Origin of the sequence: Klebsiella sp. 141251, assembly GCF_050600725.1 — a bacterium.
In the GTDB taxonomy this organism is placed as follows: domain Bacteria; phylum Pseudomonadota; class Gammaproteobacteria; order Enterobacterales; family Enterobacteriaceae; genus Klebsiella; species Klebsiella aerogenes.
The window spans coordinates 35,297-50,203 of record NZ_JAQIRG010000005.1 but is presented as its reverse complement, the minus strand read 5'-3'; the positions used below and the strand labels follow the sequence as shown (position 1 = coordinate 50,203).

Genomic DNA, 14,907 nt, shown 5'->3' with positions numbered 1-14,907 from the left:
ACCCCACGCGCGGCGTGACCGCGGTGGGGTTGGGGATTACCGATTATACGTTAAAGCTTTCGCCGCAACCGCACTCATCTTTCACGTTCGGGTTGGTAAATTTGAACCCTTCGTTGAGACCTTCTTTGACGAAGTCCAGTTGAGTGCCGTCGAGGAATTGCAGGCTCTTGCCGTCGATCACGACTTTCACGCCTTTGTCTTCAAACACGGTGTCTTCTGCCGCCGGCTCGTCAACAAATTCCAGTACATAAGCCATGCCTGAACAGCCGGAGGTTCTTACCCCCAGACGCAGGCCAAAGCCTTTACCGCGGTTCGCCAGGAAGGAATTGACTCGCGCTGCTGCACTGTCGCTTAAAGTAATCGACATAACAAACCTCAACTCTTAATTATTTTGCTTCACGTTTGCTTTTGTAATCCGCAATCGCGGCTTTAATCGCGTCTTCCGCCAGGATAGAGCAGTGAATTTTCACCGGCGGCAGTTCCAGTTCATCGGCGATATCGGTGTTCTTGATAGCCTGCGCTTCGTCCAGCGATTTACCTTTCACCCACTCGGTGACCAGGGAGCTGGAAGCGATAGCGGAACCGCAGCCATAGGTCTTGAAGCGCGCGTCTTCAATGATACCTTCATTGTTGACTTTAATCTGCAACTTCATGACGTCGCCGCACGCCGGCGCGCCAACCATACCGCTACCGACGCTGTCGTCGCTGTTGTCGAAAGAGCCGACGTTGCGCGGGTTTTCGTAATGATCGATGACTTTTTCGCTGTATGCCATGATGAATTCTCCTTATCGGTGCCGAATTAGTGATGTGACCATTCAATGCTGTTCAGATCCACGCCCTGCTTGAACATTTCCCACAGCGGAGAAAGGTCGCGCAGACGGCCGATGGAGTTACGAACCAGCTTGATGGTGTAGTCAATCTCTTCTTCGGTAGTGAAACGACCTAAAGAGAAACGAATAGAACTGTGCGCCAGTTCATCAGTCATGCCTAATGCGCGCAGCACGTAGGATGGCTCAAGGCTCGCGGAAGTACAGGCTGAACCGGAGGAAACCGCCAGGTCTTTCAGAGCCATAATCAGCGACTCGCCTTCAACATAGTTGAAGCTGACGTTGAGAATGTTCGGCGCGCCCTGCTCGAGGTCGCCATTCAGATAGACTTCTTCCATATCTTTCACGCCATTCCACAGACGGTCACGCAGGCCGCGCAGGCGCGCCATTTCGCTTTCCATCTCTTCTTTCGCGATACGATAAGCTTCGCCCATACCGACGATCTGGTGGACAGGCAGGGTACCAGAACGCATGCCGCGCTCGTGACCGCCGCCGTGCATCTGCGCTTCGATGCGAATACGCGGCTTACGGCGTACATACAGCGCGCCGATACCTTTCGGGCCGTAAATTTTGTGACCGGAGAAGGACATCAGGTCAACTTTCAGCTGGCTCAGATCGATAGGCAGCTTGCCCACGCTCTGGGTGGCGTCAACGTGGTAAATGATACCGCGGGCGCGGCACATCTCGCCGATGGTAGCGATATCCTGCACCACGCCGATTTCGTTGTTTACGTGCATGATGGAAACCAGGATGGTGTCGTCACGCATCGCCGCTTCCAGTTCTTTCAGATCGATAATACCGTTGCTCTGCGGAGCAAGGTAGGTCACTTCAAAACCTTCGCGTTCGAGCTGACGGCAGGTATCCAGTACCGCTTTATGCTCGGTTTTGCTGGTGATGATGTGCTTGCCTTTTTTCTGATAAAAGTTGGCTGCACCTTTAATCGCCAGGTTATCGGATTCCGTTGCGCCGGAGGTAAAGACGATTTCGCGCGGATCGGCGCCGACCAGTTCGGCAATCTGATTACGGGCGATATCTACCGCCTCTTCAGCCTGCCAACCGAAACGGTGAGAACGTGAGGCCGGGTTACCAAAGGTCCCGTCCAGGGTCAGGAACTGCATCATTTTCTCGGCAACACGCGGGTCCACCGGCGTTGTTGCGGAGTAATCGAGGTAAATCGGTAATTTCATTGCTCTTAAACTCCGTACATCACTCAATGCAAGGAACCAGGCAACCGGCTTGATGTACGACCGAGTACACGAGATGTCTTAACATCCCGGCCTGATTCTGAAAATCTTTATAATTGCTATCTACCCTGCCGTTTCACCTTGCAGCCCGTAAGCCGCAAGCTGAAACTAAGCCTCGTGCTAGGCGCGCAGTTTTACGTCAATGGCGTCCTGAGAACGCGTAGTACGCTGAGATTCATGATTGTGCTGACGACCGGAAACATCGAGGATTTCCTGGTTATTCACCAGTTCGCCCAGGGTGATGTTGTTCAGGAAACCGGTCAAACGTTCGCTCAGATCGCGCCACAGCGCGTGAGTCAGACACTTATCGCCACCCTGGCAGCCGCCTTTACCCTGACAACGGGTGGCGTCAACGGATTCGTCTACGGCGCTGATCACTTCGCCTACGGCGATGCTGCCAGCTTCTTTACCTAACAGGTAACCGCCGCCTGGTCCACGAACGCTGGATACCAGACCATTTTTACGCAGGCGAGAGAACAGCTGTTCCAGATAGGAAAGCGAAATTCCCTGACGCTCTGAAATATCTGCCAACGGAACCGGACCCGTTTCAGAGTTGAGCGCAACGTCAAGCATTGCGGTCACGGCATAACGCCCTTTAGATGTCAGTCTCATGTCTTACTTAACCTCAAACTCGCCCCTGCCCGGGCTTTTTATTAATATGGGTATTGCATAGCAGGGCCAAGTCTGACATTCCCGAGTAAATTGGTCAACTATTTACTTGACTGTTTTAGTCAGGTATTTGGCTTTCCGTGCCGTTATTGATTTCGAGCCGCTCCCGGGGTCGGCCAAAGGCCTCGCCCGGGCTACAACAGAGATGTAGCTTCGTAGGCCGGATAAGCGAAGCGCCATCCGGCGGGAACGCGGTTACTTACCTTTATTCTGCTGCTCAATAGACGCCAGCATCCCGCGCAGAATGTTCAGCTCCTGGCTTTCCGGACGCGCGCGGGTGAACAGACGACGCAGCTTGTTCATCACCTGCCCCGGATGATTCGGACGGATAAAACCGGTCGCCAGCAGCGTCTGCTCAAGGTGGCCGTAAAAACGTTCTAAATCATCGACCAGCGGATACGGCGTCTCTTCATGTTCAACCGCCGGCTGCGCCTGCTCCTGCGTCGCCAGCCAGGCCATTCGCACTTCATAGGCGATAACCTGCACCGCCATTGCCAGGTTCAGCGAGCTGTACTCCGGGTTGGCGGCGATCGCCACGTGATAGTGGCACTTCTGCAGTTCGTCGTTGGTCAGGCCAACGCGCTCGCGGCCAAAGACCAGCGCGACCGGCGCATGCTGTCCTTCGGCGACGCTTTTCAGACCGCATTCGCGCGGATCCAGCATCGGCCACGGCAGCGTGCGGGAGCGCGCGCTGGTGCCAACCACCAGGCTACAGCCCGCCAGCGCTTCATCAAGGGTATCGACGATCTGCGCGTTGCCAATCACATCGCTGGCGCCAGCGGCCAGCGCGATGGCCTGGGAATCAGGTTTCACCAGCGGGTTGACCAGCCACAGGTTAGTTAAGCCCATGGTTTTCATCGCGCGGGCAACGGAGCCCATATTGCCGGTGTGTGAGGTTTCTACCAGTACGATTCGAATATTTTGCAGCATTATGGTTCTTCGGCTAAAGATTATTCGTGCATGCTAACATAAAACGGAGACATAAGCAGAATTCGCTGTTACTATATGCGCCGTTTTTTCCCGTTCTTTAACATCCAGTGAGAGATACCGATGCATCCGATGCTGAACATTGCCGTGCGCGCAGCGCGCAAGGCGGGTAATTTAATTGCCAAGCACTACGAAACGCCAGATTCCGTAGAAACCAGCCAGAAAGGCAGCAATGACTTTGTGACTAACGTCGATAAAGCCGCAGAAGCGATTATTATCGAAACCATTCGCAAGTCTTACCCACAGCACACCATCATCACCGAAGAAAGCGGCGAGCACGCTGGTGAAGATCAGGATATTCAATGGGTTATCGATCCACTGGATGGCACCACCAACTTCGTTAAACGTCTGCCACACTTCTCCGTTTCCATCGCCGTACGCATTAAAGGCCGTACTGAAGTCGCGGTGGTTTACGATCCGATGCGTAATGAACTGTTCACCGCCACCCGCGGTCAGGGCGCGCAGCTGAACGGCTACCGTCTGCGCGGCAGCAACGCTCGCGATCTCGACGGCACCATCATCGCCACCGGTTTCCCGTTCAAAGCCAAGCAGCACGCTACCGCTTACATGAACATCCTCGGCAATATGTTCACCGAGTGCGCTGACTTCCGTCGCACCGGTTCCGCCGCACTGGATCTGGCCTACGTTGCCGCTGGCCGCGTTGATGGTTACTTTGAAATCGCCCTCAAACCGTGGGATTTCGCCGCAGGCGAGCTGATCGCTCGTGAAGCAGGCGCCATCGTTTGCGACTTCACCGGTGGTCATAACTATATGCTGACCGGCAACATCGTAGCCGGTAACCCGCGCGTCGTGAAAGCGATGCTGGCGAACATGCGCGAGCAGCTGAGCGAAGCGCTGAAGCGTTAATTTCTCACTGAATGTAAAAAGGAAGCCGCGGCTTCCTTTTTTTATCCCCTAAAACGGCCGCAAGCCGCCGCCCGGCGGGATCGCGCTACTCCACATCACGACGGCCGCCGTCAACAGCGCCACGCCGCCGGCCAGCGCCAGCGTCGCCCAGCCAACCTGTTTCCACATCGCTGGTGCCTGATGGCGACTCAGGCGGATAGCCAACTGGCGGAATCCATGCACCAACAGCGCCAGCCCGCTTATGGTCAGCGACGTTCCCGCCGCCATCACCAGCGCGGCTGCCATGCCCCAGCCAAAGACGCCGATCACCTTACTGAACAGCAGCACCATAATCGCTCCCGAGCAGGGACGCATGCCCATCGACAGCACTATCGCCAGCCTGGCGCGCCAGTCGTCGCCACTCTGTAGTTGATCCGGCGCCGGAAGGTGCTGATGGCCGCAGCCGCAATGTTCATCATGGACGTGCTGCAGGGTAAAAACGGTAAACGTTGGCCGCCGTAGCAAGACTCGCAGTTTTTTCAATGCCCGCCAGCACAGTAAAAGCCCCAATGCGCCGACCAGCAGATAACTGCCCTTCTCCAGCCAGAAGCTGCTGAGATGCAATTGACGCGCCGGGAGCTGCAGCAGCGTCAATACCACCACCACCAGCGCTATCGCCACCATTCCCTGCAACAGCGATGCCGCCAGCGTCAGCGTAATACTCGATTTCAGCTTTGAGGGATGGGTGGCAAGCCAGGTGGTAATCACGATTTTACCGTGGCCAGGGCCTAAGGCATGTAGCACACCGTAGACAAAGCTGAACCCGAGCAGCGATAGCCCCGCCGCTGAAGGGTTATCCGCCACCGCCTGCAGCAGTTGGCTGAGCTCAAGATTCAGTGAACGCTGCCAGACCGCGCTTTGCAACAGTACCTGCGGCCAGGCGAGCCACAACCAGATACCGCCCACGACGGTCAGCGTCAGAAACAGCGCCAGCGGCCAGAGTGATTTCCAGCGCGGCGCCCGCGCTCGCGGCGTAAAGACTACTGACATGTCAAGGTCACCTTCTGGGCGAAGTAGTTACCCAGTTCCATGTCTTCCGGCGGCGCGTCCTCTTTATCGAGCGACTGCGCATAAGACAGCATTTTGTCGTTGGGTTTCGGCGTCATTACCGTGGTCTTACAGGAGGCCCGCAGCGCGGCAGGCAGTGAAAAATCGCTATCCTGCTCATAAAACATATCGACATAGTAGGTCGGATCGAAGGTGGATAAAGTGAAGGTTTGTCCGGCAATGGGCTGCGGCGTCGCCAGCGGCAAGGTGAAGGTTAGTACCGCCTGCATCCCGCTACGCGCAAGGCCGTAACCATCCGGGCGGTTAGCAAACTTCACCTGCTGGCCGTTATGCCACAGCTCGCTGAAGTAGTGCTGGCCGAGCACATTGGCCATCACCTCCGCTGCCAGTTTTTTCCATACTTCGCTGCCCGGCTTGGCATTTCCGGCATCATAGAGCAGATCCGCTGAGGTTATTTCGTCCATCGTCCAGCGCATATTGAAACCGGTCAACTGACCGTCTTTCACCACGGCCTCACTCTGCAAATTAATGAAGCTGTGCGGATGCGCAACGGCTGACAATGATAAAACCATGAAAAATGCCGCACTGACGCAGTGTTTCACTCTCTTCATCTGTTCCTCGCGTGAAAAATTCTGTGAACCTCGCCAGCAATCCTGATCTAAAGGCCGCGGCCCGTCCTGCTCAACCCGCATCCTTTGGCTATTCTTAGCTGAAACCCTAACTGGAACTTACCAGATGATGACAGTGATTGAACCACCATCTGCGCTTTCCAGTCCACAGCGCCGTAGCCAGGTGCTCCTGATGTTCTATCTTCCGGGACAATCCGTCACGCCGCAACAGCTGGTCAGGCTCAACCAGGTGGATGAGGCGACGGCCCAACAGGATATCGCGGAGACGGGGCGCGAAATTCAGCGTTATCATCGACTGACTCTCGCGTCGCAGATGGACGGCAGCTATCGGATTGAAGGCGCCGCGCTCGATCAACGCCTGTGCCTGCTACACGCTCTCCGGCGCGGGCTGCGCCTGTGCCCGCATTTCGTTCACCACCATTTTACCCCGGCGTTAAAAACGCAGCTTAAACAGCAGGGTATCGCGCGAACCTTATATGATGATACCAATCTTCAGGCGCTGGTGAATCGCTGCGCGCGCGCGCTCAATCGGCAGTTTGACTGTCGGGACGGGCAGTTCCTGCGCCTGTATCTTCAGTACTGCCTGCTACAACATCATCTGGGCCAGTCGCCGGATTTCACCCACCAGCAGCGCAGCTGGGCCCAGGCGGCGGCGGAATTTGACCTCGCCGCCGAAATCGTTCGCCACTGGCAGCGTCGGGTCAGCGCCACGCCCCACGCCGGCGAACAACATTTCCTGACCCTGCTTTTTATGTTGCTGAAAACGCCGGATCCGATTCATGACGGCCATCAACAGGACAGACGCCTGCATCTGGCGATCTCCCGCTTGATCCATCGTTTCCAGGATCTGGCGGGACGGCCGTTTAGCGATGAACAGGGGTTAAGCGACCAGCTCTATATTCATCTTTCGCAGGCGTTGAACCGCAGCGTATTCGCTATCGGTATCGATAACGCCTTACCTGAGGAGATCGGACGCCTGTATCCGCGCCTGATGCGTACTACTCAGGACGCATTGCGCGATTTCGAAACGGCCTATCATATTCAATTTAATCAGGAAGAGGTCAGTTTAATTGCGGTGATTTTCGGCGCATGGTTGATGCAAAAAGCCGACCTGCATGAAAAGCAGGTGGTGTTGCTGACGCGGGAAAACAGCGAGCTGGAACAGGCGCTGGAAATGCAATTGCGGGAATTGACGCTGCTGCCGCTGAATATTAAATACTTAAGCGTGACGCAGTTTCAGCAACAAGGCGCGCCGAAAGATGTGACCTTAGTAGTCACGCCTTACACGACCGCGCTACCGCTGTTTTCGCCGCCGCTGTTTCATGCTGAAGAGAATTTCAGCGATCACCAGCGGCAGCAGATTTGCAAAATGCTTGAGAGCTAGGCGGTTACCACCTTCGGCCGCACGATCAGCGCCGGAAGCGCTACCAGCGCCATCACCCAGAAGACGCCCTGATGCAGGTGCTGATAGAGGAAGCCGGCAAATACCGTCATCACCGCAATGCTGCCGCCCATCGCCACCGCCGAGTAAACGGCCTGCAGGCGGATGACCTCACTTCCCTGCCGCGCGGCGATATAGCGCATGGCCGCCAGATGGCAGACGGTAAACGTTCCACAATGCAAGATCTGCGCGACCAGTAACCATGGCAACGCGGTCGTCCAGCCCATAATCGTCCAGCGCGCCACGCCGCACACCGCCGAAAGCAGCAGCAGGTCGCGGGCGCTAAAGCGGCGGAAGACCTTTTTACTCAGGGCGAAAATCACCACTTCGGCGACGACGCCAAGCGACCACAAATAGCCGACGGCGGAAGCTGAATAACCGGCCTGCTGCCAGTACAGCGCGCTGAAACCGTAGTAGGCGGCGTGCGCCCCCTGCAACAGACAGACGCAGGCAAGAAAACGCCAGCTTTGCCGCACCAGGCTAAGCCACGCCGATAGTCCGGCCGCCTCCTGATGTCGGCTCTCCCCCTGCGGCATCACTGAAGGTTTCAGTAACATGCCCAACAGCATCGAAGCGGTGCCCAGGCTTAACAACAGCAGGATCGCCCGGTAATCATACAAACTCACCAGTTTGCCGGTCAGCGCAGAACCGATGACGAAAGCAATCGATCCCCACAATCGCACCCGGCCGTAATCCATGATGATCTGCTTTTGCCAGGTGTTGGCCAGCGCATCGGTTAGCGGCACCAGCGGGGAGAAAAAGAGGTTGAATCCGACGATGACTACCATCAGCCAGGCCACCTGCCCGCCGACCCAGAAGGCGAGAGCAAACAGCAGCGTCAGCAACGCGAGGATTCGCAAGGCGCTAATCAAACGAGAAGGATCGCTAACCCGCGGCGCAATCAGCAGACTGCCCAGAAAACGCGCCACCAGCCCGGCGCCGAGCAGCACGCCGATGGTTTCCGGCGTCAGGCCAACGCCTGCCAGCCAGACGCTCCAGAATGGTAGAAAAATACCGTAGCTAAAAAAATAGGTGAAGTAACTTAGCGCCAGCCAGCGCGTGGAGTGCAAGACCATGATTCCCTCCCGAATGGAAGCTCTAGTCTGGCGATAAAGCGCATACTGAGCAAACCCATGTCTCACTATCTGCATGGTCATTAACTACATTTCTCTTAAAATCGTGAGCATCGTCACGCAAAGGTTTTACGAAATGGCGGGCAGTATGAAAAAAATCCGATAACCGGGCATCAAAGCGCTTTCTGCATATCGACTCAATCGCCGCTAAACGAAGCGCAACAATATTAGTTTCCCAGCGTGGCGGGGAGTAAAAATGTGTATTACGTTTAGATCACACGCCTGTGATAAAGGACTGATTATGAACACGCTACGCTATTTTGACTTTGGCTCTTCCCGCCCTGTTCTGCTGTTAATCGCACGTATTGCGATCGTGCTGCTGTTCATTATTTTTGGCTATCCGAAACTGATGGGATTTAGCGGAACGGTACAATATATGGCTTCTTCCGGCGCGCCGCTGCCGACGCTGGCGGCGATTATCGCGGTCATCATGGAGGTTCCCGCCGCTATTCTGATTATTTTAGGTTTCTTTACCCGCCCGCTGGCGGTGATCTTTATTTTTTACACCCTGGGTACCGCGGTTATCGGCCACCATTACTGGGATATGACCGGCGATGCGGTATTGCCGAATATGATTAACTTCTATAAGAACGTCAGTATCGCCGGGGCCTTCCTGCTGCTGGCAATAACCGGACCGGGTTCAATTTCGCTGGACCGCCGCTAATCATCAGACACAAAAAAGGCCGCAATCGCGGCCTTTTTTATCTTAACGCGGCAAGATTATGCGTAAACCGGGAAACGTGCGCAGATATCCAGCACTTTACCTTTGACGCGCTCAATAACAGCTTCGTCGTTGATATTGTCGAGAACGTCGCACATCCAGCCAGCCAGCTCCTTCACTTCCGCTTCTTTAAAGCCGCGGCGAGTCACAGCCGGAGAACCGATACGGATACCGGAAGTCACGAACGGGCTCTTCGGATCGTTCGGCACGCTGTTTTTGTTAACGGTGATGTTGGCGCGGCCCAGGGCGGCGTCAGCTTCTTTACCGGTCAGGTTTTTATCAACCAGATCCAGCAGGAACAGGTGGTTTTCAGTACCGCCAGAAACCACTTTGTAACCGCGGTTCAGGAACACTTCCACCATCGCTTTGGCGTTTTTAGCAACCTGCTGCTGGTAAACTTTGAACTCTGGCTCCATCGCTTCTTTCAGCGCCACCGCTTTCGCGGCGATAACGTGCATCAGCGGGCCGCCCTGCGCGCTTGGGAACACGGCGGAGTTCAGTTTCTTGTACAGCTCTTCGCTACCGCCTTTCGCCAGGATCAGGCCGCCGCGCGGACCCGCCAGGGTTTTGTGGGTGGTAGTAGTAACAACGTGGGCGTGCGGAACCGGGTTCGGATAAACGCCGGCGGCAATCAGGCCCGCTACGTGCGCCATATCGACGAACAGGTATGCGCCGATGCTGTCAGCGATTTCACGCATTTTCGCCCAGTCAACGATACCGGAGTAAGCGGAGAAGCCACCGATGATCATCTTCGGTTTGTGCTCCTGGGCCTGCTTCGCCATGTCTTCGTAGTCAATTTTACCGGACTCATCGATGCCGTAAGGAATGATGTTGTACAGTTTACCGGAGAAGTTAACCGGGGAGCCGTGGGTCAGGTGGCCGCCTTGCGCCAGGTTCATACCCAGCACGGTATCGCCTGGCTGCAGCAGCGCGGTGTAGACGGCAAAGTTAGCCTGCGAGCCGGAGTGCGGCTGCACGTTAGCGTAGTCGGCGCCGAACAGTTCTTTCGCGCGGTCGATAGCCAGTTGCTCAACGATATCCACGTACTCGCAGCCACCGTAGTAGCGCTTGCCCGGATAACCTTCGGCATATTTGTTAGTCAGCTGGGAACCCTGAGCCTGCATCACGCGCGGACTGGTGTAGTTCTCGGAGGCGATCAGTTCGATGTGCTCTTCCTGACGTACTTTTTCCTGCTCCATAGCCTGCCACAGTTCGGCATCATAATCGGCAATGTTCATTTCACGCTTTAACATCCGCATCTCCTGACTCAGCTAACGATAAAATTTTTGGCCTAAAAAGGCGGTCCTGATGGACAACGGCCCACAGTATAACCGAATCATTCTGTGATAACAGGTCTTGACAAAGGATTTTACGCAAACGATTGGCTCCACAGCACACAAGGCTTTGAGCAATAACACATCAAACATTATCAACGGATTTCTTTTCAGGTTTGTGATGCAAATTCTTCATGTTGTAACGGCTTTGCGGCAAAGTGATAAAGAACCATTTACATAGCAGGGTTATTTATATAAGATGCATTTGAAATGCATCAATAGGATAATATTTAAGGAAGCTGCTATGCTCGACGCTCAAACCATCGCCACGGTCAAAGCCACCATTCCCCTGCTTGTAGAGACCGGCCCAAAGTTAACCGCGCATTTTTATGATCGTATGTTTACTCATAATCCGGAGCTCAAAGAGATCTTCAATATGAGTAACCAGCGTAACGGCGATCAGCGCGAAGCGCTGTTCAACGCTATCGCCGCCTACGCCAGCAATATCGACAACCTGCCGGCCCTGCTGCCGGCGGTCGAAAAAATCGCCCAGAAACATACCAGCTTCCAGATTAAACCGGAGCAGTACAATATTGTCGGCAGCCATCTGCTGGCGACCCTCGACGAAATGTTTAGCCCGGGCCAGGAAGTACTCGACGCCTGGGGCAAAGCCTATGGCGTGCTGGCGAACGTCTTCATCAATCGCGAAGCGGAAATCTATCAGGATAACGCCAGTAAAAATGGCGGTTGGGAAGGTACCCGTGCGTTTCGCATTGTTAAGAAGACCCCGCGCAGCCAGCTTATTACCAGCTTTGAACTGGAGCCTGTCGACGGTCAGCCGGTCGCCGATTACCAGCCGGGACAATATCTGGCTATCTGGCTGAAGCCGGAAGCCTTCGAATATCAGGAAATTCGTCAATACTCTCTGACCCGCAAAGCGGACGGTAAGGGCTATCGCATCGCGGTGAAACGCGAGAATGGCGGCCAGGTGTCTAACTGGCTGCATAACCACGCCAGCGAAGGCGACGTGGTCTATTTAGCCGCACCTGCAGGCGACTTCTTCCTTAACGTGGAAGCGCAGACGCCGGTGACCCTGCTCTCCGGCGGCGTCGGCCAAACGCCAATGCTGGCGATGCTGGATACGCTGGCGAAAAGCCATCATCAGGGCCAGGTGAACTGGTTCCACGCGGCGGAAAACGGTGACGTTCACGCTTTTGCGTACGAAGTGAAGGCGCTTGGCGCGACGCTACCGAAATTTACCTCACACGTCTGGTACCGCAGCCCGAGCGAAGCCGACCGTCAGGCAGGACGTTTTGATAGCGAAGGTTTGATGGATTTAGCGCCGCTGGCGGAAAATATTCGCGACCCGCAGATGCAATTCTATCTCTGCGGCCCGGTAGCGTTTATGCAATTTGCAGCGAAGCAGCTGGTAGAATTAGGGGTCAATAAAGACAACATTCATTACGAATGTTTCGGCCCGCATAAGGTTCTGTAAGCCCAACGACGCGAGGATTTGTAGAAGGCCACCAACACCGGCAGTTTCAGCAAGCGTGGTGAATAAATTAACGGCAGGCCGCAGGGACCGTAGGCCGGGTAAGCGCAGCGCCACCCGGCAATACTGCAGCGAGCGGCGAGGATTAAATCGCCGCGTCGTCTTCTTCACCGGTACGGATACGAATCACTCGCGCCACGTCGAAGACAAAGATTTTACCGTCGCCGATTTTACCGGTCTGGGCGGTACGAATGATGGTATCGACGCAGGTATCAACGATATCGTCAGTCACCACGATTTCAATTTTCACCTTCGGCAGAAAATCCACCATATATTCCGCGCCGCGGTACAGCTCGGTATGCCCTTTCTGACGACCAAACCCTTTGACTTCCGTCACCGTCATGCCGGTGATACCGACTTCCGCCAGCGCTTCACGCACGTCATCCAATTTGAACGGTTTAATAATCGCATCAATCTTTTTCATGGTTTTCCTGTCTTTGTCGCGTAACCGGTTGCTTACCGTATCATAGCTTGCGCTATGCCGCGGGGCTACTCTTTAAAGTCGTTGGCGTCGAGCTCGTGGCGCGACAGCAGTTTGTAAAATTCGGTGCGGTTGCGCCCGGCCATCCGCGCGGCATGCGTCACGTTACCTTTGGTTATCTGTAAAAGCTTACGCAGGTAGTTGAGCTCAAACTGATTACGCGCCTCAACGAAGGTCGGCAACGCGGTATTCTCCCCCTCCAGCGCCTGCTCCACCAGCGCATCGCTGATCACTGGCGATGAGGTCAGCGCCACGCACTGCTCAATCACGTTAACCAGCTGGCGCACGTTGCCCGGCCATTTGGCGGCCATCAGCCGCTTCATCGCATCGGTGGAGAAGGCGCGCACGAAGGGTTTGTGACGGTCGGCGGACTGGCGCAATAGATGATTAGCCAGTAGCGGAATATCCTCCGCGCGCTCGGAAAGCGGTGGGATCTTCAGGTTAACCACATTGAGCCGATAGAACAGATCTTCACGAAACTCACCGCGCGCCATCGCCTTCGGCAGATCGCGGTGGGTCGCCGAGATAATGCGCACGTCGATGTCGATATCGCGGTTGCTGCCCAGCGGGCGCACCTTACGCTCCTGTAAGACGCGCAGTAGCTTTACCTGCAGCGCGACGGGCATATCGCCGATTTCATCAAGGAACAGCGTACCGCCCTCGGCGGCCTGAAAAAGCCCTTCGCGGTTGCTGACCGCGCCGGTAAAGGCGCCGCGCGCGTGGCCGAACAGTTCGGACTCCAGCAATTGCTCCGGCAACGCGCCGCAGTTAATCGCAATAAACGGTTTTTCGTGGCGCGGACTGGCGTTGTGGATCGCCTGGGCGACAATCTCTTTCCCGGTACCGCTCTGGCCGATAATCAGCACGCTAACGTCCGACTGCGCCACCATACCGGCCTGCTCCAGCAGCCGCAGCATCTGTGGGCTACGGGTGACGATCGCCTGTCGCCAGCGCTCGTCGGTGGCCGGCGAGCTCTGCTCGAGAGCATCATCAATCGCTTTATACAGCGCGTCTTTATCGACCGGTTTAGTCAGAAAACTAAAGACCCCTTGTTGGGTAGCGGCAACGGCGTCTGGAATGGAGCCGTGGGCAGTCAGGATGATGACCGGCATGCCGGGCTGCGCCTTCTGGATTTCAGCAAACAGCTGCAGGCCGTCCATTTCATCCATGCGTAAATCGCTCACCACCAGGTCCACCCGTTCGCGCGTCAGCACGCGCAGCGCCTCGGGCCCGCTTTCCGCCGTGACCACGCTGTACCCTTCGCTGACCAGACGCATCCCCAGCAGCTTTAACAGCCCCGGATCGTCGTCCACCAGCAGCAGGTGGGCGGGTTTACGGATCGTCATGGATCACCTCCGGTACCTTATCGCTACCGCTATTAAAATTGCCGCCGGGCTTACGGCTGGAGAGCTGGCGCTCAATATCGGTAAGGTTTTCCAGCTTGCGGGTGGTCAGCTCCAGTTGGCTACGCAGCTGCTGCTCCTGCTGGCGCAAGGTTTCCAGTTCAGCATCGCTTGATTGCTGGAGTTTGCCGTAGCGGGAGCGCTCCTCGAATAACTGCAGCTGCCGGGCTTGACCGTCGCGCCACAGCCGGTATAGCGGGCGAACCTGCGCGGCGATTTGCGGGCTAAAGCTGTCGATGCGGGCAACCATTTCGCGACGCTCGTCGGGGGTGATTTTGGCGTCGGCCAGCAGAATGCCGCGTTTGAAAGCATCCTGCCAGTTATCATCATTATGCAATTTGGCTTCGGCACGGGCCTGTACCGGCGCCAGGCGATCCGCGCAGTCAATGCCGCGCAGCCAGTACAGCGGGTTTTTATCACTGGCATCGTTTTCCAGCGACCAGATATTGGCGCAATCTACGGAGAGAAAATCCGCCACCTGATGTTCCGGCAGCTCGGGCGGCGCATTGCCGTCAGCGGCGCGCGGCGACATAGCGGCGGAACAGCCCGCCAGCGTCAGGCAGCATAGGCCCGACAGCAGCCATCCCCGTAAAGGACGGCGCAATGCGAAAAAGTGGGACATATTCACCCAA

Annotated in this window: 16 protein-coding genes; 4 read left to right on the top strand and 12 right to left on the bottom strand. The window is 55.9% G+C overall.

All coding sequences use genetic code 11. From position 1 onward, the window contains the following. Positions 1-43: 43 nt before the first annotated feature. The 5 genes from iscA to trmJ all read right to left on the bottom strand — a co-directional run bounded on the left by iscA (position 44) and on the right by trmJ (position 3,670). On the bottom strand, positions 44-367 hold the full coding sequence (iscA, locus tag PGR09_RS12800; protein WP_012540868.1) for an iron-sulfur cluster assembly protein IscA: 324 nt from the start codon (positions 365-367) through the stop codon (positions 44-46). Between the two features lie 19 nt (positions 368-386). Beyond that, the gene (iscU, locus tag PGR09_RS12795; RefSeq protein ID WP_004866383.1) at positions 387-773 is read right to left on the bottom strand and encodes a Fe-S cluster assembly scaffold IscU; all 387 of its coding nucleotides are present in this window, start codon (positions 771-773) and stop codon (positions 387-389) included. A 26-nt stretch (positions 774-799) separates the two neighbouring features. Beyond that, entirely contained in the window at positions 800-2,014 is a 1,215-nt protein-coding gene (iscS, locus tag PGR09_RS12790) for a cysteine desulfurase (protein ID WP_015703173.1), read from the bottom strand. 177 nt (positions 2,015-2,191) lie between these two features. Then, positions 2,192-2,683: a Fe-S cluster assembly transcriptional regulator IscR gene (gene iscR / locus PGR09_RS12785; protein WP_015370314.1), complete on the bottom strand. Its 492-nt coding sequence runs from the start codon at positions 2,681-2,683 to the stop codon at positions 2,192-2,194. Between the two features lie 252 nt (positions 2,684-2,935). Beyond that, positions 2,936-3,670 (bottom strand): tRNA (cytosine(32)/uridine(32)-2'-O)-methyltransferase TrmJ, encoded by a 735-nt coding sequence (trmJ, locus tag PGR09_RS12780; protein WP_015370313.1) that lies wholly within the window; start codon positions 3,668-3,670, stop codon positions 2,936-2,938. Positions 3,671-3,790: 120 nt separating this feature from the next. Between trmJ and suhB the strand changes: the two genes are divergently transcribed. Next, entirely contained in the window at positions 3,791-4,594 is an 804-nt protein-coding gene (gene suhB / locus PGR09_RS12775; RefSeq protein ID WP_015370312.1) for an inositol-1-monophosphatase, read from the top strand. A 48-nt stretch (positions 4,595-4,642) separates the two neighbouring features. Here the strand turns inward: suhB and PGR09_RS12770 are convergent, their stop codons facing one another. Both PGR09_RS12770 and PGR09_RS12765 read right to left on the bottom strand, forming a co-directional pair. Further along, a complete protein-coding gene (locus PGR09_RS12770; protein ID WP_430916208.1) occupies positions 4,643-5,623 on the bottom strand; it encodes a nickel/cobalt transporter in 981 nt (326 codons plus the stop codon). Then, a complete protein-coding gene (locus PGR09_RS12765; RefSeq protein WP_430916207.1) occupies positions 5,614-6,252 on the bottom strand; it encodes a DUF1007 family protein in 639 nt (212 codons plus the stop codon). Before PGR09_RS12765 ends, PGR09_RS12770 begins: the two co-directional genes overlap by 10 nt. Before the next feature lie 124 nt (positions 6,253-6,376). Between PGR09_RS12765 and csiE the strand changes: the two genes are divergently transcribed. After that, a complete protein-coding gene (gene csiE, locus PGR09_RS12760; protein WP_045392750.1) occupies positions 6,377-7,654 on the top strand; it encodes a stationary phase inducible protein CsiE in 1,278 nt (425 codons plus the stop codon). Here csiE and PGR09_RS12755 read toward each other — a convergent pair. Then, positions 7,651-8,787 carry a 3-phenylpropionate MFS transporter gene (locus PGR09_RS12755; protein WP_430916206.1) on the bottom strand — a complete coding sequence of 379 codons (1,137 nt, stop codon included), beginning with the start codon at positions 8,785-8,787 and terminating at the stop codon, positions 7,651-7,653. The genes csiE and PGR09_RS12755 overlap by 4 nt on opposite strands. 298 nt (positions 8,788-9,085) lie before the next feature. On the opposite strand from PGR09_RS12755, the gene PGR09_RS12750 reads away from it, so the two are divergent. Then, positions 9,086-9,508, top strand: a complete 423-nt coding sequence (locus PGR09_RS12750; protein ID WP_045392754.1) for a DoxX family protein — start codon at positions 9,086-9,088, stop codon at positions 9,506-9,508. Between the two features lie 56 nt (positions 9,509-9,564). Here the strand turns inward: PGR09_RS12750 and glyA are convergent, their stop codons facing one another. After that, positions 9,565-10,818 carry a serine hydroxymethyltransferase gene (gene glyA, locus PGR09_RS12745; RefSeq protein WP_015370305.1) on the bottom strand — a complete coding sequence of 418 codons (1,254 nt, stop codon included), beginning with the start codon at positions 10,816-10,818 and terminating at the stop codon, positions 9,565-9,567. A gap of 325 nt (positions 10,819-11,143) precedes the next feature. On the opposite strand from glyA, the gene hmpA reads away from it, so the two are divergent. Then, on the top strand, positions 11,144-12,334 hold the full coding sequence (gene hmpA, locus PGR09_RS12740) for an NO-inducible flavohemoprotein (protein WP_430916205.1): 1,191 nt from the start codon (positions 11,144-11,146) through the stop codon (positions 12,332-12,334). 142 nt (positions 12,335-12,476) lie between these two features. Here the strand turns inward: hmpA and glnB are convergent, their stop codons facing one another. The 3 genes from glnB to qseG form a co-directional block, all read right to left on the bottom strand. After that, complete coding sequence (gene glnB / locus PGR09_RS12735; RefSeq protein WP_002914032.1) at positions 12,477-12,815, bottom strand: nitrogen regulatory protein P-II; 339 nt, start codon at positions 12,813-12,815, stop codon at positions 12,477-12,479. 65 nt (positions 12,816-12,880) lie between these two features. After that, positions 12,881-14,218 carry a two-component system response regulator GlrR gene (glrR, locus tag PGR09_RS12730; RefSeq protein ID WP_045377589.1) on the bottom strand — a complete coding sequence of 446 codons (1,338 nt, stop codon included), beginning with the start codon at positions 14,216-14,218 and terminating at the stop codon, positions 12,881-12,883. After that, positions 14,205-14,897: a two-component system QseEF-associated lipoprotein QseG gene (qseG, locus tag PGR09_RS12725; RefSeq protein WP_047043539.1), complete on the bottom strand. Its 693-nt coding sequence runs from the start codon at positions 14,895-14,897 to the stop codon at positions 14,205-14,207. Before qseG ends, glrR begins: the two co-directional genes overlap by 14 nt. Positions 14,898-14,907 lie beyond the last annotated feature (10 nt).